The sequence below is a fragment of the Rhodococcus wratislaviensis genome, assembly GCF_041228765.1.
Classification (GTDB): Bacteria; Actinomycetota; Actinomycetes; order Mycobacteriales; family Mycobacteriaceae; genus Rhodococcus_F; species Rhodococcus_F wratislaviensis.
In genome coordinates this window covers 7,080,777-7,099,668 of record NZ_CP150488.1, presented here as the reverse complement: position 1 = coordinate 7,099,668, position 18,892 = coordinate 7,080,777, and the positions used below count along the sequence as shown (strand labels likewise).

Sequence of the window (18,892 nt, the reverse complement as noted above, 5' to 3'; positions counted from 1 at the left end):
ACTGACCTATGACGACCGCCCAGGAATCCTCGTCCCTCGGCCTGCAGCGTTCGAGGCCGCGTGTCGTCATCGTCGGGGGAGGGTTCGGCGGAATCCACGCCGCCCGGCGGCTCCGCGACGTCGACGTGGACGTCACCCTGCTGGACCGGGGAACCAGCCACCTCTTCCAGCCGCTGCTCTATCAATGCGCGACGGGGTTGCTCTCCGAGGGCGAGATCAGCAGCCCGCTGCGGCACCTGCTGCGTGGCAACCGCAACGTGCACGTCGCCCTCGGGGAGGCGCACGCGATCGACGCCGTCAGCAGGGTCCTGACCGCCAGTCGCTTCGACGGATCCACGTTCGACCTGCCCTACGACTACCTGATCGTCGCCGCAGGCATGCGACAGACGTACCACGGGCACGACGAGTACATCCAATGGGCGCCGGGGATGAAGACCCTCGACGACGCGCTCGCCATTCGCCGGAAGCTGATCTGCGCCTTCGAGATGGCCGAATCGCTACCCACCGCGGAGGAGCGCAGGCCGTGGCTGACCTTCGCCGTCGCGGGCGGCGGCCCCACCGGAGTCGAGCTGGCGGGCCAGATCCGGGAACTCGCCGTGCACGCCCTCGCCAACGAGTTCCAGTCCATCGACCCCTGCGAGGCCCGGGTGCTGCTGTTCCACGGCGGCGACCGCGTTCTCCCGTCGTTCAACCGGAAACTGTCCGCGGCGGCGCAGCGGACCCTCGACAAGGTCGGCGTCGAAACGCACCTCGGTGTGCACGTCACCGACGTCTGCGAGACCAGCATCGAGACGACGGCCAAGAACGCGGCCCGCACCAAGAAGCGCTACGGGGCTCGCACGATCCTCTGGACCGCGGGCGTCGAGGCCGTGCCGTTCGCTGCCGCTCTCGCGAATGCGCTGGGCGTGAGGCAGATTCAGGGTGGGCGCATCGCCGTCGAACCCGATCTCACCGTGCCCGGACACCCGAACGTCTGGGTGATCGGCGACCTGATGTCGCTGAACGACCTCCCCGGTGTTGCCGAGGTCGCGATGCAGGGCGGCAGGCATGTCGGTGGGTGCATCGCCCGCACGGTCGCGGGGGGAACGCCCGACCGCAAGCCCTTCAAGTACCGCGACCTCGGGAGCGCTGCGTACATCGCGCGCAGGCACGCGCTGCTCCAGGCCGGCCCGATCCGGATGTCCGGGTTCATGGGCTGGGTGTCGTGGGGTGCCATCCACATCGCGTTTCTCGCCGGATACCGCAACCGGTTCGGCACCCTGCTCAACTGGGCCGTCACGCTGGCGTCGCGGACGCGCCGGGAGCGGGCGATCACCTACGGCGATCCGCAGTCGGCGCGTCAGCCCTACGCCGAACCCGCGTCCGAGTCCTGACGTCACCAGCCGCGGGCGGCGAGACCGTGCCGGGCGAGGACCGTCGTCGCCCGCTCCCGGAGTTCGGCGTGGCCCGGACTGTCCAGCGACTCGAGTGCAAGTGTGTAGCTGCCGCGGAACCGGCTGAGATACGCGGACAGCCGGGTGCGGCTGGTCACGACACCCGGATGGACGGCCCGGGTGGCGATGCCGGTGGCGCGGTGACCGCCGATCGAGACGAGGGCGTCGGGTAGCGGCCCGATGTTGGAACACAGCACGTCCCGCTCGCCGGGGTTACCCGTGAGGGCGTGTGCCACCCGGTCGGGGACCAATTGCAGCATCTCCTCCGGGAACCCGGCCGGACTCGTCATCGCGGGCGCGGAGAACGCCGCTCGGCTCGCCGCCCGCACATCCGCGACGGTGTCCTGCGGGTGGACGTCCACCTCGACCACGGCGACGGAGTTCGCGGTGCCCGACGAGGTGGACGCACCGCGCAGGTCCATCGGCACACTGATCGTGAGCGGCCGGGATTCGCCGTCGCGTCGCGCCAACTCGGCCACCACGGTCAGGAACAGGCTGTTCGGGGTTCCGCCTGCCTGCTCCGCGGCGGCGTCCCACCGCCCGGCGTCCACGTCCAGCACCGCCGCCGCAGGTGAGTGGCGCAGTGTGTCGGGGGACTCTTTGCCACTCACGTGCAGGAAGCGCCGGAGTTCCGCGCGACGGGTCCCGCTCACCACGAGACCGGCGACCGCACGCGCGGTTCCCGTCGTCACGCGGTGGGCGAGCCGGGTGGCGTCCCACATGTCCGCGACAGCGCCTTCCGAACCGGCCGTGTCCGACGGCGGCAGGCCCTGTAGCGCCGCCGCGATGGCGGCCGCCAGCCCGCGCGCGTCCGCGATCACGTGGGAACACACCAGCGACAGCACCGTGCCCCCGTCGGCCGGTCGCGCGCAGGCCAGACGCCAGGCGGGACCGTGCTCGGGGTCCACCGACAGCGAGCCCTGCTCGTCCGCCCACGCGAGGACCGCCCCGGCCTCGATCTCCGCGTACTCGACGGGAAAGGCGTCGCTACTCGGCTCGAACCTGGGCCGCGCGCCGGGAATCCGCGAACGCACCACGCGCCTGCCCAGCGGGCCCCGGGCGAGGTCGGCGCTCAGGGAATCGAGGGTCGAGGCATCCACCCGCCCGTCGGTACGCCACAGTCCCTGCATCACGATCGGCGTTCCCCACCCCCGATGGGTGCGCAGGAACATCTCGTCGACGACGCTCAATCGGGCGCTCACCAGCGAAGTGTACGACCGGTCGAGGTGGTCGCCGCACGTCGACCTCTGGACAGCCGGCGCATACTGGAAGTGCAGCGCTGTACAGACCGCACACGGAGAACACCATGGTTAGCGTCGAGAAATGGAAGGTGTGGGGTTCCGTCGTGGAGGTCGACGTCACCGAAGGTGCCGCCCTTCCCGAGGCTGCAGCGCTGATCGCGGCCGTCATCGACGAGACCGAATCGGTCTGCGACATCCACCGCGGCGACGCCGAGATCCACGCCGTCAACCTCTCGCAGGGCGCGCCGGTGAAGGTGAGCAGGCGGATGTCTGCACTGCTGCGTTCGGCGCTCTGGGCCGCCCGGATGACGGACGGGGTCGTGAATCCGCTCGCCTCCGAATCGCCCGACGAGGACCTGATCCCCACCGTGCATCCGGAACCGAGCTTCCTCGACGTCCAGATCGACGACGACGTCGTGTTCGCGCCGTGGGGCGCCTCGTTCGACATCACCGACACCGCCAAGGCCGACACGGTGGATCGGGCGGCGGAACTGGTCGCCCGCCAACTCGAGTGCGGGGCCGCCGTGCGCATCGGCGACGTCCTCGCGACGGCCGGGCACTGTCCCGCCGGCGGCTGGCAGATCCCGGTGCCCGGCGACGGCGAGGTCGAACTGGTGAACGGGACGGCGATGGCGACGGCTTTCGCGCCCCCGGCTGCGGAACCACCCACCGCCACCGAATGGGAGACCGTGACGGTGATCGCCGACGACGCACTCTGGGCATACGCGGCCAGCGTCGCCGCCCTCGCCCGCGGCATCGGTGCGATCCGCTGGATCGAACAGCACGAGTTGCGTGCCCGGCTGGTGGACCGCTCGGGCCGGGTCTACACCACCGAGAGCTGGTGAATCAGGCCCGTCCGCGCTGACGTCGGTACCAGCGCACCAGGCTGTCCGTCGACGAATCACTCTGCGCGGCCGGTTCATCCGCGGCGGTGAGCACCGGCTGCAGCTCCACGGCCTGCGTCTTGCCGAGCTCGACACCCCACTGGTCGAACGAGTCGATGCCCCACACGACGCCCTCGACGAACACCTGGTGCTCGTACAGGGCGATCAGCTGCCCGATCACCGACGGCGTGAGCTTCGGCGCGAGGATTGTGGTGGACGGCCGGTTGCCGGGCATGACCTTGTGCGGCACCAGATGTTCGGGCGTTCCCTCGGCCGCGATCTCCTCGGCCGTCTTGCCGAACGCCAGGACCTTCGTCTGGGCGAAGAAGTTGCTCATCAGCAGGTCGTGCATGCTGCCGGTGCCGTCCGCCGTGGGCAGGTCGTCCGTGGGTTCGCCGAAACCGATGAAATCGGACGGGACGAGCCGCGTGCCCTGGTGCAGGAGCTGGTAGAAGGCGTGCTGCCCGTTGGTGCCGGGTTCGCCCCAGAAGATCTCACCGGTGGACGTGGGGACGGGGGAGCCGTCGGCGCGCACCGATTTGCCGTTCGATTCCATCGTCAACTGCTGCAGGTAGGCCGGGAACCGCACGAGGTCGTTGGAATACGGCAGCACGGCACGGGATTCGGCGCCGAAGAAGTTCGAGTACCAGAGTCCGATCAGGCCGAGCAGGACCGGCGCGTTCTGCTCGAGCGGCGCCGTCCGGAAGTGTTCGTCCACGGCGTGGAAGCCGGCGAGGAACTCCGCGAAACGTTCCTTGCCGATCGCCGCCATCACCGACAGCCCGATGGCGGAATCGACCGAGTACCGGCCACCCACCCAATCCCAGAATCCGAACATGTTCGCCGTGTCGATACCGAACTCCGCCACCCGATCCGCGTGCGTCGAGACGGCCACGAAATGCTTTGCGACCGCTTCGTTTCCGAGGCCGAGGCCGCCGAGCAGCCAGCGCCGCGCCGCGGTCGCGTTGGTGAGCGTCTCGAGCGTCGAGAACGTCTTGGACGCCACGATGAACAGGGTGGTGGCCGGGTCGAGGCCGTGCAGGCTGCGCACCAGGTCGGCGGGATCGACGTTGGAGATGAACCGGACACTGATGCCGGCGTCGGCGTAGTGCCGCAGCGCGCGGTACACCATCACCGGACCCAGATCCGATCCGCCGATACCGATGTTGACGACGGTCTTGATTCGCTCGCCCGTCGCGCCGCGCCATTCACCGGAGCGCACCCGGTCCGTGAAGTCGCCCATGCGATCGAGGACTTCGTGGACGTCGGCCACGACGTCCTGCCCGTCGACGACGAGAGACGCGTCGGCGGGCAGCCTCAGCGCGGTGTGGAGGACGGCGCGGTCCTCGGACGTGTTGATGTGCTCGCCCGCGAACATCGCGTCCCGGCGGGCCTCCAGGTCGGCGCTGCGCGCCAGCTCGAGGAGCAACCCGATCGTGTCGCGGTCGATGCGGTGCTTGCTGTAGTCGATGTACAGGTCGCCGGCCGAGACGGTGAGTTCCTGCCCGCGCGCCGGGTCCTTCTCGAAGAGCTCTCGAAGATGGACGGACTGAATTTGAGCGTGATGATCACGCAATTTCTGCCAGGCAGCGGTTCCGGTGATGTCTGAGCTCACGAGATTTGAGCTTAATGCCCGCGCGTCGAAACTTCCGTGCGAACTTCGGTGCGGCGCATGATGGACGTCATGGATGCTGTCGAACTCATGCGAACCGTTCCCACAACCCTCTTCCTCGGCGGCGAGAAGCGCGACGCCGAGAACGGCGCCACGTTCACCGTTTTCGACCCCGCCACCGGTGACGCCCTCACCGAGGTGGCGGACGCCAGCCCCGCCGACGCGATGAAAGCGCTCGACGCCGCGGTCGCGGTGCAGCGGGAGTGGGCGGCGACCCCGGCACGCGAGCGTGGGGAACTGCTCCGCGCGGTATTCGAGAAGATCACGGCCAGGGCCGACGACTTCGCACTGCTGATGACGCTGGAGATGGGCAAGGCGCTGCCGGAGAGCGCGGCGGAGGTCAAGTACGGCGCCGAGTTCTTCCGGTGGTTCAGCGAGGAAGCCGTGCGTATCGGCGGCCGCTACACACCGGCACCCGCGGGGAACGGGCGCATCCTGGTGACCAAGCAGCCCATCGGGCCGTGTCTGGCGATCACACCCTGGAACTTCCCGCTCGCGATGGGCACCCGCAAGATCGGACCCGCCCTGGCCGCCGGCTGCACGATGATCGTCAAACCCGCGTCCGAGACTCCGTTGACGATGCTGCTCTTGGCCGAGGTGATGGCCGACGCGGGGCTTCCGAAGGGCGTGCTGTCCGTGCTGCCGACGTCGAAGTCGGGGGAGGTGACCGGACCGCTGCTCGACGACCCCCGACTGCGGAAGCTGACGTTCACCGGGTCGACCGGGGTGGGACGGATGCTCGTCGAGAAGTCGGCGAAGGGGCTGCTGCGCACGTCCATGGAACTCGGCGGGAACGCACCCTTCGTGGTGTTCGACGACGCGGACGTGGACAAGGCGGTGGCGGGTGCCGTCCTCGCCAAGATGCGCAACGGCGGCGAGGCCTGCACCGCGGCCAACCGCTTCCACGTCGCGAACAGTGTGCGGGAGGAGTTCACCGCGAAACTCGTCGACAAGCTGTCCTCGTACACACTCGGGCCCGGCACGGATTCCGACACGACGCTCGGCCCGCTGATCAACGCGGATCAGCTCGAGAAGGTCGGGGAACTGGTGCAGGACGCTGTCGGCGCGGGTGCCCGGGTGCGGCTCGGCGGGGTCGCCCCGGAAGGTCCCGGCTACTTCTACCCGGCGACGGTGCTGGACGAGATCCCCGCGCAGGCGCGGATCCTGAAGGAGGAGGTGTTCGGACCGGTGGTCGCGATCGCCGGGTTCGACACCGAGGAGGAGGGGATCGCGGCGGCCAACGACACGGAGTTCGGCCTGGCGTCGTACATCTTCACCCGCGATCTGGACCGTGCACTCCGGGTGGCCGACGCCCTCGAATCGGGCATGGTCGGCATCAATCGCGGGGTCATCTCGGACACCGCTGCCCCCTTCGGCGGCGTCAAAGCGTCAGGCTTCGGGCGCGAAGGGGGCAGTGAAGGCATCGAGGAGTACCTGGAGACCAAGTACGTGGCACTCGAACCGTAACGACCGCCGTCGGGGGATGGGCAGGCCGCTTCGGGAAATCAGTGACCGAGGCGGCCGCGCCCGAGGCGCAGCAGCAGCATGGCGAGGGTGTGGCCTTCCTGGCCGAGTTCGTTGAACCGCTCGAGCACCTTCATCTCACGGCTGTGGACGAGGCGGGGACCGCCGGACGCCATCCGGGTGCGCCCGATGAGCTGCGAGACCTCCGCGCGGCGCTTGATGGCGGCGAGAATCTCGGCGTCGAGCTTGTCGATCTCCTGGCGGAGAACCTCGATCTCGGCCTCGCTGGTGGGAACAGCGGTTTCCTTGGCGGCTGATGCGACGGTCTGAGTGCTCATTGGTTCGTCTCCCTCTTGTCAGAACTTGGATCGTTGTTTTGGCTCGAGTCGTTACCGATCCAGGCTCGTTTGACGAAAAAAGCCCCGGATCCGGTGCGGACCTCGGGGCTCGTGAGCTGTTCAGTTCACGGGCACCGGAGGCCGGTACCCGTAAAAAAATCGCCACAGGGGGCGCGACGGCGGACTGAACACGTGTACCAGTTTGCCATGGCGGCACCGCGCAGGCCAAGCCGCTGTGACGCTGTCGGTACACGCCGGTAAGTTTGATAGTTGATGAACACTATCTCCGGCACCGCTTCTCCCCTGAGCGCCGAGTCGTCTCCGCACACCGCCGCACCGGCGCGCGCGGGGTCGGATGCGCTCCTCCAGGGCCTCAACCCACCGCAACGGGAAGCGGTCGTGCACGCCGGTTCTCCGCTGTTGATCGTCGCGGGTGCGGGCTCGGGCAAGACGGCTGTGCTCACCCGCCGCATCGCATATCTGCTGGCCGAGCGGGGGGTGATGCCCGGTCAGATCCTGGCCATCACGTTCACCAACAAGGCCGCCGCGGAGATGCGGGAGCGCGTCGCCCACCTCGTCGGCCCCAGGGCCAACAGCATGTGGGTGTCCACGTTCCACTCGAGCTGCGTGCGGATCCTGCGGGCCCAGGCGGCGCTGCTGCCCGGCCTCAACTCGAACTTCTCCATCTACGACGCGGACGATTCGCGGCGACTGCTGACGATGATCGCCAAGGATCTGAACATCGACACCAAGCGCTATTCGGCGCGGTTGCTCGCCACCCACATCTCGAATCTCAAGAACGAGCTTGTCGATCCGGAGCAGGCGAGCGCCGACGCCGACAAGGACCCGGCCGAACTGCCCCGGCTGATCGCCAAGGTGTACGGGCACTACCAGCAGCGGCTGCGTTCGGCGAACGCGCTGGACTTCGACGACCTGATCGGCGAGACGGTCGCGATGCTGCAGGCGTTCCCCCAGGTGGCCGAGTACTACCGCCGGCGGTTCCGTCATGTGCTAGTCGACGAGTACCAGGACACGAACCACGCCCAGTACATGCTGGTGCGTGAACTGGTCGGTGGAACCGCGGACGGCGAGGACGCGGACCACCGGGTCGCCCCGGCCGAACTGTGCGTGGTGGGTGACGCGGATCAGTCGATCTACGCATTCCGCGGCGCCACGATCCGCAACATCGAGGAGTTCGAGCGCGACTACCCGGACGCCCGCACCATCCTGCTGGAGCAGAACTACCGCTCCACCCAGAACATTCTGTCGGCGGCCAACTCGGTGATCTCGAAGAACACCGGCCGGCGTGAGAAGCGGCTGTGGACCGATTCGGGCGAGGGTGAACTCATCACCGGTTACGTCGCGGACAACGAGCACGACGAGGCGTCGTTCGTGGCGTCCGAGATCGACAAGCTCGTCGATTCCGGCGACGCCAAGTTCGGTGACGTCGCCGTGTTCTACCGCACCAACAACTCCTCCCGTGCCCTGGAGGAGATCTTCATCCGGCTCGGCGTTCCGTACAAGGTCGTCGGCGGAGTGCGGTTCTACGAGCGCAAGGAGGTCCGTGACATCGTCGCGTATCTCCGTGTCCTCGCGAACGAGGACGACACCGTCAGCCTTCGCCGGATCCTCAACACACCCCGCCGCGGCATCGGCGACCGCGCCGAGGCATGTGTGGCCGTCCACTCCGAGCAGCGGGGCATCAGCTTCGCCGAGGCACTGCGGGACGGTGGCGAGGGCCGGGTACCGCTGCTGAACACCCGTTCCCAGAAGGCCATTGCGTCGTTCCTCGAGCTCATGGACGGACTGCGGGTGCTGCTTCCGCCGGAGACCACTGCGGACGACATCGTCCCCGACCAGCTCGGCGACATCGGCGACGTCGTCGAGGCGGTCCTGGAGCGGACGGGCTACCGCGCCGAACTCGCGGCGAGCAGCGACCCTCAGGACGGGGCGCGCCTGGACAACCTCAACGAACTCGTGAGCGTGGCGCGTGAGTTCAGCTCCGACGCGCGGAACGCTGCCGGCCTCGTGGAACCGCCGGAGGACGGCGACGTCGACGCCCGGGACGGCGAACCCGACCCCGGTTCCCTCGCCGCCTTCCTCGAACGGGTCTCCCTGGTCGCGGACTCCGATCAGCTGCCCGACAACGACGAGGGCGTCGTCACGCTGATGACGCTGCACACCGCGAAGGGGCTCGAGTTCCCCGTCGTGTTCGTCACCGGGTGGGAAGACGGTCAGTTCCCGCACATGCGGGCCCTCGGCGATCCGACGGAACTGTCGGAGGAGCGTCGGCTCGCGTACGTGGGCATCACCCGTGCCCGGCAGCGGCTGTATCTGACGCGGGCCGTCATGCGGTCGGCGTGGGGCCAGCCGATCCAGAACCCGGAGTCGCGGTTCCTGCAGGAGATCCCGTCGGATCTCGTGCACTGGCGCCGTGAGGACCCGGGCACCGGTATCGGTTCCGGTGGTGCGATCGGCGGTGGCCGTGCGCGTGGAGGGGGGTACGGCGGTCAGGGCTTCGGCGGCGGTTCCGGTTACGGCGGCGGGTCGGCGGGAACGCCGAGCTTCGGTGCCGCCCGCTCGCGCAACAACAACCTGGTGCTCACGGTCGGCGACCGTGTCAGTCACGACAAGTACGGCCTGGGCACGGTCCTCGAGACCAAGGGTGCCGGGCCGACCGCGACGGTCACCATCGACTTCGGTAGCGCGGGCAAGGTCCGGCTGATGCTGATCGGTGGCGTCCCGATGGTCAAGCTGTAGCAATCACGAAACGACTGCGGCGCATGCAATGCATGCGCCGCAGTCGTGTGTTCGGGTGGTGCCGAGAGGTTTCGGTCAGTCCATCTCGGGGCCGAGGCTGATGCCGCGGGAGGCCAGCCAGGGCAGGGGATCGATCTTGTTCTCGCCGGCGAGGTGGACCTCGAAGTGCAGGTGCGGGCCGGTGGAGAAGCCGCGGTTGCCGACGGTCGCGATCTGGTCGCCCGCCATGACCTTCTGGCCGACGGTGACGGTGGAGGTGTTGATGTGGCCGTAGACGGTGATGGTGCCGTCGGCGTGCTTGAGGCGGACCCACATGCCGAACCCGGAAGCCGGACCCGAGTCGATGACCTCGCCGTCGGCGACGGCGACGATGGGGGTGCCGATGGGGGCGGCGATGTCGACGCCCGCGTGCAGGGTGCCCCAGCGGCTTCCGAAGTTGGAGGTGAACGTTCCCACGGCGGGGAGGACGAACAGGGGGCGGCGGGCGGCGGCTTCGCGGGCGGCGCGCTCTTCGCTGAAACGCTGTCCCTTGGCGAGCAGGTTGCTGAACTGCGACAGGTCGGTCGGGTTCGCGATGTTGAGGACCTGCGGGGCGTTCGAATCGGACGCGGCGGTGTCGGCGACCGTGGAGAACTGGGCGGCCTGCGGCTCGGCGGTGGTTCCGATGGTGCTCGACTCGTCACTGGCGAGGGCGACCTCGGAGTGGTCGGAGGAGCTGGACGATCCGCTGGTGACGGCGGCCTGGCCTGCGGCGACTACGGCGCCCGCTGCGACTGCGAGGACTGCGGCGCGGCCTTTGAGAGCTGAGGGGGGAGTCGGGATGCGGTGGGCTCCGCGGCGGGAGTGGGAGGGTGCGCCCTCGAAGGACTCGGAACCGCTGCGGGGGGTGAAGCCGGGAATCTCGGACTCGGTGTCGACGGTCTCGAAGCCGGTGCCGGCGTCGACGCTGTCGGGGGTGGAGCGTGGGGACTGCGAATTGCGGAAGAACATGCTGGAAATCTCAGAACTATCGGTCTCGGGATAACGCTCGACCGACCTCGAGGGGTACGTGGGCGCGACTTCGTCGTTGTGACCCCGCAACTCGTCATCGTGGTGACTCACAAAACGGCTGGCCGTGAACTGGCTGCGATGGTGCATACGCCCGTCCCCCTCCTGCTCGTGACCTGCCTGTGACTTAGACCTTGGCGACGGTAACGAAACGGTTGCGATGCGCGCAACCTGTAACGCGGAGGAACGGCTACATGTGACGGGCATCACAAACTGAGCTGGGGAAACGTCGAACCCACTTTTCGTCTCGGTTCAATCTCGCCCCTGTCCACGCGTGTCACAACCCCGGGGAGACAGGGGGTTAGCGCTAGCGTCGGCGTGTGGCGTCATCAACTCGATCCCCGGACGGGCGTAGGGCCGAGCCCGAACGCATTCCTTCGTCCGGCGGCACCGGTCTGACGGCCGCCGACGAGCCCGATCCCGCCCGTGCGCGCCGGGGATGCGTTCTTGCGGTCGTCCTGGGACTCGTCGGGGGTCTCGGGGTGGCGTCCGCACCCGTCCTGCACGCCGTTCGTTCGGTCGACGGGGTGGCAGCGCCGTCCGCGATCGGCGCGGCCGCGCTGTGGGCTGCCGTCTTCGCCGTCGCGGCACCCATTCTCGCCGTGCCCGCGGTTCTCGCGCGCCGCACCGCGGTGGCGGGTGCGCTGCTGGCCGGAGCCGGTGCGGTGTCCGTCGGCGCCGCCGTGCTCGACACGCAGCTGTGGACGGACGCCATCGACGCCAACCGACTCGAACTGTTCCGGCCCGAGACGGCGGCCGAGCTCGCCGCCGGGTCCGGCGCGTACGCGGTCCTCGCCGGACACGTCCTGATCGCCTTCGCGGGCCTACTCGGCATGGTCGCGGTCCACCGGGAGTCGCTGATGGACGGTTACGGCGACGCACGCAGCTCCGACCAGGTCGGACGGGCGACGGGTGCCCGTGTCGGGTTCCTGCCGTCCGCGGTGGCGGTGGTCGCCGCCGTCGTGCTCGTCGGCGCGCTGTTCGCTCCCGCATTCGTGTCCGAGGATCCGGTCATCCTCGTCCCGACGGTCGTGGAGTCGGATCTCGCCGCGTCCGCAGGTGCCGGGCTGCTGGCGGCGGCCGTTCTGATCGTGGTCGCCTCCGCACTGGCGTCCATCTCGCCACCCGTCGCGTCCGGTGCGCTCGTCGGGGCCGGCCTGGCCGCGCTCGGCGTGGTCGGGACGCGCCTCGTGGCCGGGCTCGCCGCGGGCGAACGGATCCAGCCCGGTCCCGGCGCGGTGTGGGGGACCGTCGCCGCCGGTGTCCTCGTCGTCGTCGGCGTCTGCATCCCGATGGTCGACCGGGCTCGCGACAGCAGGATCCTGAAAACCCTCGCCGCTCCGTCGTCGTCCGCGACGGCTCCAGGCGGCCCGGCGAAGAAAGGGGCCGTCACCCCGTCCGCGAAGGGCGTCGCCAAGGCGGCGCTGCGAGCCGAGGCCGCCGCGGCCCGCGCCCGGATCGCCCGCTGGCACGTCGCCGTCGGGATCACCGGAATCGTCACCGCCCTGCTGGCCGCCGCCGGGGCCCTGCTCCCCGTCCTCGACATCCCGGCCGACGCCGTGCGCCCCGACATCTACGCCACCCGGGTCGTGCTCGTCGCCGCACTCGTCCTCGTCGTCGGCTGCGTCTGGCTGCTGCTGTCCGAGTTCGCCTCCACCGTCCGACCCGCGGTCGGGGTGCTGTGGGTGACGATCCCGTTCTCCGTCGCCTCGGTGTCGCAGTCCGTCGTGCTCGCCACCGACGTGCCCGGAATCGGCGCCGGAATCGGTGCGGCGCTGCTGTGGTGCTCGGCCGTCGCCGCCGGCGTCACCGGCGTGCTGACGTGGTTCGCCGGTTCGGCGGAACGTGAGGAGATCGACACGTCCGAGGAGCCGTCCACCTCGATCGCGGTCCTCGCGGTCGGGGGTCTCGGGGCGGTCGCCGCGTTCGCCGGACTGGGACTGCCGCTCTTCCACGGGACCGACGTACGCGGCGACGACTACGCGCCCGCGTCGTTCGCGGAGTTCCCCTGGAACCTCGACGTGTGGGGGCGCGTCCTCCTGGGCGTCGCGGTGGTCCTCGCAGTGATCGTCGCCTCACGTGCCCGGCCGGCCCGGGCGGTGGCACTCCTGCTCGGTTCGGCCGTTGCCGTGGGGGTATACCTCCTGTCGTGGCCGCTCACCGCGGCCCGGGTGACCGACCCCTCAATGGGGGCCGGTGTCGTCCCGACAACGGTGGGCATAGTGTTGATTGCGGCTGCCGCGGCCCTCACGACACGCAGCAGAAATCGGTGAGGTCCGCCCCGTTGACAGCGGTGAGGCCCGCCTCAATGCCTGATATCGCGTGATGTGGACCACATAGCAGACACGCGGGCGCAGACCGGGCCCGGCAACTGGTTAAAGTCCAAAACAGACCCGCTCCTACCCCTCGAGCGGGTGTCAACGCAGACGAGACGGTGAGCAGATGGATCTCTTCGAATACCAGGCGAAGGAACTCTTCGCCAAGCACGAGGTGCCGACTTCGGCTGGGCGTGTTACCGACACGGTCGCCGGCGCACGCGAGATTGCCGAAGAAATCGGCAAGCCCGTGATGGTCAAGGCGCAGGTCAAGGTCGGAGGCCGCGGCAAGGCCGGTGGCGTCAAGTACTCCGCCGACGCCGATGCCGCCCAGGCCAACGCCGAGGCGATCCTGGGCCTCGACATCAAGGGTCATGTCGTCAAGAAGCTGCTGGTCGCAGAGGCGAGTGACATCGCCGAGGAGTACTACATCTCCTTCCTGCTCGACCGCACCAACCGCACCTACCTGGCCATGTGCTCGGTCGAGGGTGGCGTCGAGATCGAGGTCACCGCCGAGGAGAACCCCGACGCTCTCGCGAAGATCCCCGTGGACGCCGTCAAGGGTGTCGACCTCGCGTTCGCGCGCAGCATCGCCGAGGCAGGAAAGCTGCCCGCCGAGGTGCTCGACGCAGCGGCCGTGACGATCCAGAAGCTGTGGGAGGTCTTCATCAACGAAGACGCTCTCCTCGTCGAGGTCAACCCGCTCGTCCGCACGCCGGACGACCAGATCCTCGCGCTCGACGGCAAGGTCACGCTCGACGAGAACGCTGCGTTCCGTCAGCCCGGCCACGAGGCGTTCGAGGACAAGGACGCCACGGACCCGCTCGAGCTGAAGGCGAAGGAAAACGACCTCAACTACGTCAAGCTCGACGGTGAGGTCGGCATCATCGGTAACGGCGCAGGCCTGGTCATGTCGACCCTGGACGTCGTCGCCTACGCAGGTGAGAAGCACGGTGGCGTGAAGCCGGCCAACTTCCTCGACATCGGTGGCGGCGCCTCCGCAGAGGTCATGGCGAACGGCCTGGACGTCATCCTCAACGACGCGCAGGTCAAGAGCGTGTTCGTGAACGTTTTCGGTGGCATCACCGCGTGTGACGCGGTCGCCAACGGCATCGTCGGCGCCCTGAAGACGCTGGGTGACGAGGCCAACAAGCCGCTGGTCGTCCGTCTGGACGGCAACAACGTCGAAGAGGGTCGTCGTATCCTCGCCGAGGCCGCCCACCCGCTGGTCACGGTCGTCGGAACCATGGACGAGGCTGCCGACAAGGCTGCCGAGCTGGCCTTCGCCGCAAAGTAAAGGGACTCAAAAAACATGGCTATCTTCCTGACCAAGGACTCCAAGGTCATCGTCCAGGGCATCACCGGCGGCGAGGGCACCAAGCACACCGCGCTGATGCTCAAGGCCGGCACCCAGGTCGTCGGCGGTGTCAACGCCCGTAAGGCCGGCACCACCGTCACCCACGACGGCGGCGTCGAGCTGCCCGTCTTCGGCACCGTCGCCGAAGCCATCGAGAAGACCGGCGCGGACGTCTCCATCGCGTTCGTTCCCCCGGCCTTCGCCAAGGACGCCATCGTCGAGGCCATCGACGCGGAGATCCCGCTGCTCGTGGTCATCACCGAGGGCATCCCGGTGCAGGACTCGGCGTACGCCTGGGCGTACAACGTCTCCAAGGGCAACAAGACCCGCATCATCGGACCCAACTGCCCCGGCATCATCACCCCCGGCGAGTCGCTGGTCGGCATCACCCCGGCGAACATCGCGGGCACCGGCCCGATCGGCCTCGTGTCCAAGTCCGGCACGCTGACCTACCAGATGATGTTCGAGCTGCGTGACTTCGGCTTCTCCACCGCCATCGGCATCGGCGGCGACCCGGTCATCGGCACCACCCACATCGACGCCATCGAGGCGTTCGAGAAGGACCCCGAGACCAAGGTCATCGTGATGATCGGTGAGATCGGTGGCGACGCCGAGGAGCGTGCCGCCGACTACATCAAGGCGAACGTCACCAAGCCGGTCGTCGGTTACGTCGCGGGCTTCACCGCTCCCGAGGGCAAGACCATGGGCCACGCAGGCGCCATCGTCTCCGGTTCCTCGGGCACCGCGCAGGCCAAGAAGGACGCTCTCGAGGCGGCCGGCGTGAAGGTCGGCAAGACGCCGTCCGAGACCGCTGCGCTCGCTCGCGAGATCCTGCAGAGCCTGACCGTCCAGGCCTAGGCCCTTCGGGCCCGTGCGCCTTTTGGTAGTTCCCGCTACCAGAAAGGCGCACGGGCCGTTCAGGCATCGACCCACATCTCCCCGGCCGGATCGAGTGTCCCCGTCCCCGACGTGACGGCAGCGACCAGATCGGCCAACTCCGCCGAGTCCCGCGCCGCGAGGGTGAGGACCGCGGATTCCCCGTATGTCGTGTCCACCACGACGACGCCCCGCACACGCAACTCCGACTCGACGCGTCCCGCCTCGGCGTGGCCCACGGCGAGGGTGTGCAGGTGGCGCAGTTCCCTTCGCACGAGCGGTGCGGCATCGACCGCGGTGGCCACCGCGCCGGAATAGGCGCGCACCAGTCCGCCCGCACCCAGCTTGATTCCCCCGAAGTACCGGGTCACGACCACCGTGACGTCGACGAGGTCGCGGGCCTTGAGCACCTGCAGCATCGGAATGCCCGCGGTGCCACCGGGTTCGCCGTCGTCGCTCGCACGCTCGACCCGGTCGCTGGGCCCGTTTCCGATGATGTACGCCGAACAGTGATGTCGCGCATCGGGATACGCGCGCCGCTGATCCTGGACGAAAGCCTGCGCCGCCTCGGGGTCCTCGACGCGCCGCAGGGCGGCGATGAAACGTGAGTGCTTCACCTCCGTCTCGAGGGTGAGATCGGCGGTGCGGGGAGCGAGGGTGTACGGCACCGAACCATTGTCTCCTGCGCTGTTCCCGGCGCCGCCGCTCGTGACTGAGCGCAGTGACCGACGGGTATCCGTAGGCTAGCGTCGAAAGAGCGCACGCAGACGACCACTTGTCGACTAGGAGAAGTCATGACGTTCACGCCCGGAGGACCGAGTTACGGTCCGCCCGCGCAACCGACTGCAGGGGGAGAATCGAAAGGCCTGGGCTTCTTCCTTCTGATCGGTGTCGCAGTTCTCGGTGTCCTCAACCTGCTGCTCGGGTTCGCCCCCTACGCCACGTTGGCGCGAGAGTCCGTGAACTCGTTCGAAGCGAACACGGATGGGCTCGGCCTTCTGTTCCTCGGTGGTCTGCTCGCGGCGGCATCCCTTCTTCCGAAGCAGTCCTACGCGGGCGCGGCAGCGGCGGCGTCCGTCGCGGGCTGGGTTGTCGCGTTGTTCGTATTTCTCAACGTCGACGCGGATTCCGGTTGGGGCGCAATCCTGATCCTCGTTCTCGGATTCATCCAGTCGGCCGTGGCCGTCGCGGCGGTGCTGTTCGACATCGGGCTCCTCAAGCAGCCGGCGCCCAAGCCGGCCGCAGCCGCGGGCTTCGGTCAGCCCGGTCAGGCGCCGCAGGGTTACGGCCAAGGCGCCCCGCAGGGCTATGGGCAGGGCCCGCAGCAGTCGTACGGACAGCCGCCGCAGGGCTACGGCCAGAGCGCGCCGCAGGGTTACGGGCAGCCCAGCCAGTCGCAGTCCGGCTACGGCCAGCAGAACCAGTCCGGCTACGGCCAGCAGGGTTACGGCCAGCAGGGTCAGCCCTCGCAGAGCCAGCCCGGCTACGGCCAGGGCTACGGGCAGCCCCAACAGCCGGGTTACGGAGCCGCTGCGGGTGCCGGGTCCGCGTCGTACGACGCCCCGACCACCGCCTACCAGCAGCCGCAGTACCAGGGCTACTCGCAGCCGTCGAGCCCGTCGCAGTCCACCGGAACGCCCAGCTCCCAGTACCCGGCCGGGACCAGCTACGGTTCCGCGCAGCACGCGGCGCCTGCGTACGGCTCGCAGTCCGAGTCGACCCCCGTGGAGCGCACGCTGGAGTACGGCGAGCAGCCTCCCACCGAGGCGAAGCAGGCCGAATCCGCCGAGAAGTCCGAATCGGAGGGCTACAGCGCGCCGACCCAGGCGTTCGACACGCGCGCCGACAGGGACGACAAGTAACGGCCCAACCAGCAGGTGGCCTCTGACCGAACGTGGTCGGAGGCCACTTCTGTGCGGCGCGCCTGACCGCTGCCGGGGCGTCGGAGTGCCACTCTCGAGGGGATGAGTTCTTTGGTTGATCGTGCGCAGCGCGTCGCACAGGGTGCACGACGGCGGGCCGTCGGTGACGACGAGCGGCAAGTCCCGCGACAGCGGCCCGTGCCCGACGCCGACGAGATGCGGGCGCTGCTCGCGGTCGCGTTCCGGCCCGCGGGCGTCACCGTCGTCCTGTTGTCGGCACTCATCGTCGTCACGCTGGTGGCCGCGAACAGCGACCTCACGGGAACGTTCGGTGCCATCGCGGCGTCGTGGCTGGCGATTCACCAGGTGCCGTTGACGATCGACGGCACCTCACTCGGTGTCCTCCCGCTGATCCCGACAGCCGGGATGATGTGGGTCGTCGCCCGCGGATGCGCCGCCGTGGTGCATCCGGCGTCCTCGCGGCGGCACGCTCTGCAGGTGATCGGCGCTGCGGTGGCCGGACCGCTGGTGGTGACGGCCATCAGTCTCGCCGTCATCGCGGACGCGTCGGCGGTCATCCCGCTGTCCTCCCCGAACGCGCTCGCCGCATTCGGGTGGGTGCTGTTCGTGCATCTGCTCGCGTCGGTGATCGGGGTGACGGTCGCGATGTGGCCGACGCTCGGTGCGCAGGTTCCGTCGTGGGTCCGGGACGCGGTGCGGCCGGGTCTGCGCGCGTTGACGGCGATTCTCGGTGCCGGCGCGGTCATGGTCACGATTTCGCTGTTGATGGAATGGTCGACGGTCGGCTCGCTACTCGAACGCGGCGACGGCGTCGTGGGAATGCTCGGACTGACGATCCTGTCGGTGCTGTACCTGCCGAACGTCGTGGTGGGTGCCGCGGCCGCGGTCATGGGAGGGACCGCGCAGATCGGGGACGTCTCGGTCAGCGTATTCGGGAACGTCGGTGGTGCGCTGCCGCCGTTGCCGCTGCTCGGCGCGGTTCCCGACGGGGTGTCGGGTGGCGCCTGGCCTGCGCTGCTGGTTGTTCCGTTGCTGATCGGTGTGATGCTCGGACGCGACTGCGGACGTCGCGTCGGCGGGCAGGAAGCGCTGTTCACCGTGCTGACCGCCGCCGCGGGGGTGGGCGTGGTGACGGCGGTGCTCGGCCTCGTGTCCGGCGGCAGGCTCGGCGCATTCGGAACGGTAGAGATGCACTGGTGGGCGTTCGGACTGCTCACGTTCGCGTGGCTCGGACTCGCGGGCGCGGTGACAGCGGTGGTCGTGGCCTGGCATCGGAGCCGGGGCGCCGGCGACGAGGACGACGCCGACACCGAGGACGAGGAGCCGCACCTTCCCGGCGCGGAGGAGGTTCCGGCGATCGCCGCCCCGATCACCGAGGAGCCGGTGGTCGCCGAAGACGTCGCGCCGAGCCGGGTGATCGAAGCCGAACTCGTCGACGACACCGAAGCGCCTGCAGCGCCGGTTGCACCGCAGGACACCGGCGACGAGGCCGAGGTCGTGGTGGACGCCGAGGTCGAGGAAGACGCGCCGACGGACGAACCCGAGGGGCCCGGAGACGCCGCCGAGAGCCCGGAAGCCGACCTGCCCCGAGGGCCCGCAACCCCCAGCGACTAGGCTCTTGG

14 protein-coding genes are annotated in these 18,892 nt (G+C 69.0%); 9 read left to right on the top strand and 5 right to left on the bottom strand.

Annotation, left to right across the window (positions count from 1 at the left end):
• Positions 1-8 precede the first annotated feature (8 nt).
• The gene (locus WKC72_RS32770) at positions 9-1,373 is read left to right on the top strand and encodes an NAD(P)/FAD-dependent oxidoreductase (protein WP_128639483.1); all 1,365 of its coding nucleotides are present in this window, start codon (positions 9-11) and stop codon (positions 1,371-1,373) included.
• A gap of 2 nt (positions 1,374-1,375) precedes the next feature.
• On the opposite strand, the gene WKC72_RS32765 is transcribed toward WKC72_RS32770, so the two are convergent.
• A complete protein-coding gene (locus WKC72_RS32765; protein WP_128639481.1) occupies positions 1,376-2,635 on the bottom strand; it encodes a hypothetical protein in 1,260 nt (419 codons plus the stop codon).
• A 104-nt stretch (positions 2,636-2,739) separates the two neighbouring features.
• Here WKC72_RS32765 and WKC72_RS32760 point away from each other — a divergent pair, with 104 nt between their 5' ends.
• Entirely contained in the window at positions 2,740-3,519 is a 780-nt protein-coding gene (locus WKC72_RS32760; protein ID WP_037243665.1) for an FAD:protein FMN transferase, read from the top strand.
• A gap of 1 nt (position 3,520) precedes the next feature.
• Here the strand turns inward: WKC72_RS32760 and pgi are convergent, their stop codons facing one another.
• Positions 3,521-5,173, bottom strand: a complete 1,653-nt coding sequence (gene pgi / locus WKC72_RS32755; RefSeq protein WP_370180845.1) for a glucose-6-phosphate isomerase — start codon at positions 5,171-5,173, stop codon at positions 3,521-3,523.
• A 69-nt stretch (positions 5,174-5,242) separates the two neighbouring features.
• Here pgi and WKC72_RS32750 point away from each other — a divergent pair, with 69 nt between their 5' ends.
• Positions 5,243-6,697, top strand: coding sequence for an NAD-dependent succinate-semialdehyde dehydrogenase (locus WKC72_RS32750; RefSeq protein WP_370180844.1), 1,455 nt, complete (start codon positions 5,243-5,245; stop codon positions 6,695-6,697).
• A 38-nt stretch (positions 6,698-6,735) separates the two neighbouring features.
• Here WKC72_RS32750 and WKC72_RS32745 read toward each other — a convergent pair whose 3' ends face one another.
• Positions 6,736-7,032: a chorismate mutase gene (locus WKC72_RS32745; RefSeq protein WP_005238528.1), complete on the bottom strand. Its 297-nt coding sequence runs from the start codon at positions 7,030-7,032 to the stop codon at positions 6,736-6,738.
• Positions 7,033-7,305: 273 nt separating this feature from the next.
• Between WKC72_RS32745 and pcrA the strand changes: the two genes are divergently transcribed.
• Positions 7,306-9,792 carry a DNA helicase PcrA gene (gene pcrA, locus WKC72_RS32740; protein WP_370180843.1) on the top strand — a complete coding sequence of 829 codons (2,487 nt, stop codon included), beginning with the start codon at positions 7,306-7,308 and terminating at the stop codon, positions 9,790-9,792.
• Between the two features lie 75 nt (positions 9,793-9,867).
• Here the strand turns inward: pcrA and WKC72_RS32735 are convergent, their stop codons facing one another.
• On the bottom strand, positions 9,868-10,929 hold the full coding sequence (locus tag WKC72_RS32735) for a M23 family metallopeptidase (protein WP_009478835.1): 1,062 nt from the start codon (positions 10,927-10,929) through the stop codon (positions 9,868-9,870).
• A 230-nt stretch (positions 10,930-11,159) separates the two neighbouring features.
• Here WKC72_RS32735 and WKC72_RS32730 point away from each other — a divergent pair, with 230 nt between their 5' ends.
• From WKC72_RS32730 to sucD, 3 genes are all read left to right on the top strand, one after another.
• Positions 11,160-13,112: a hypothetical protein gene (locus WKC72_RS32730; protein WP_370180842.1), complete on the top strand. Its 1,953-nt coding sequence runs from the start codon at positions 11,160-11,162 to the stop codon at positions 13,110-13,112.
• A 169-nt stretch (positions 13,113-13,281) separates the two neighbouring features.
• Positions 13,282-14,451, top strand: a complete 1,170-nt coding sequence (gene sucC, locus WKC72_RS32725) for an ADP-forming succinate--CoA ligase subunit beta (RefSeq protein ID WP_005238541.1) — start codon at positions 13,282-13,284, stop codon at positions 14,449-14,451.
• A 15-nt stretch (positions 14,452-14,466) separates the two neighbouring features.
• Complete coding sequence (gene sucD / locus WKC72_RS32720) at positions 14,467-15,369, top strand: succinate--CoA ligase subunit alpha (RefSeq protein ID WP_005238543.1); 903 nt, start codon at positions 14,467-14,469, stop codon at positions 15,367-15,369.
• Between the two features lie 59 nt (positions 15,370-15,428).
• Here the strand turns inward: sucD and WKC72_RS32715 are convergent, their stop codons facing one another.
• Positions 15,429-16,055 carry a YigZ family protein gene (locus WKC72_RS32715; RefSeq protein ID WP_037243675.1) on the bottom strand — a complete coding sequence of 209 codons (627 nt, stop codon included), beginning with the start codon at positions 16,053-16,055 and terminating at the stop codon, positions 15,429-15,431.
• A gap of 126 nt (positions 16,056-16,181) precedes the next feature.
• Here WKC72_RS32715 and WKC72_RS32710 point away from each other — a divergent pair, with 126 nt between their 5' ends.
• On the top strand, positions 16,182-17,249 hold the full coding sequence (locus WKC72_RS32710) for a DUF5336 domain-containing protein (protein ID WP_370180839.1): 1,068 nt from the start codon (positions 16,182-16,184) through the stop codon (positions 17,247-17,249).
• A gap of 111 nt (positions 17,250-17,360) precedes the next feature.
• Positions 17,361-18,884, top strand: a complete 1,524-nt coding sequence (locus WKC72_RS32705; protein WP_370184604.1) for a DUF6350 family protein — start codon at positions 17,361-17,363, stop codon at positions 18,882-18,884.
• The last annotated feature ends 8 nt before the right edge of the window (positions 18,885-18,892 follow it).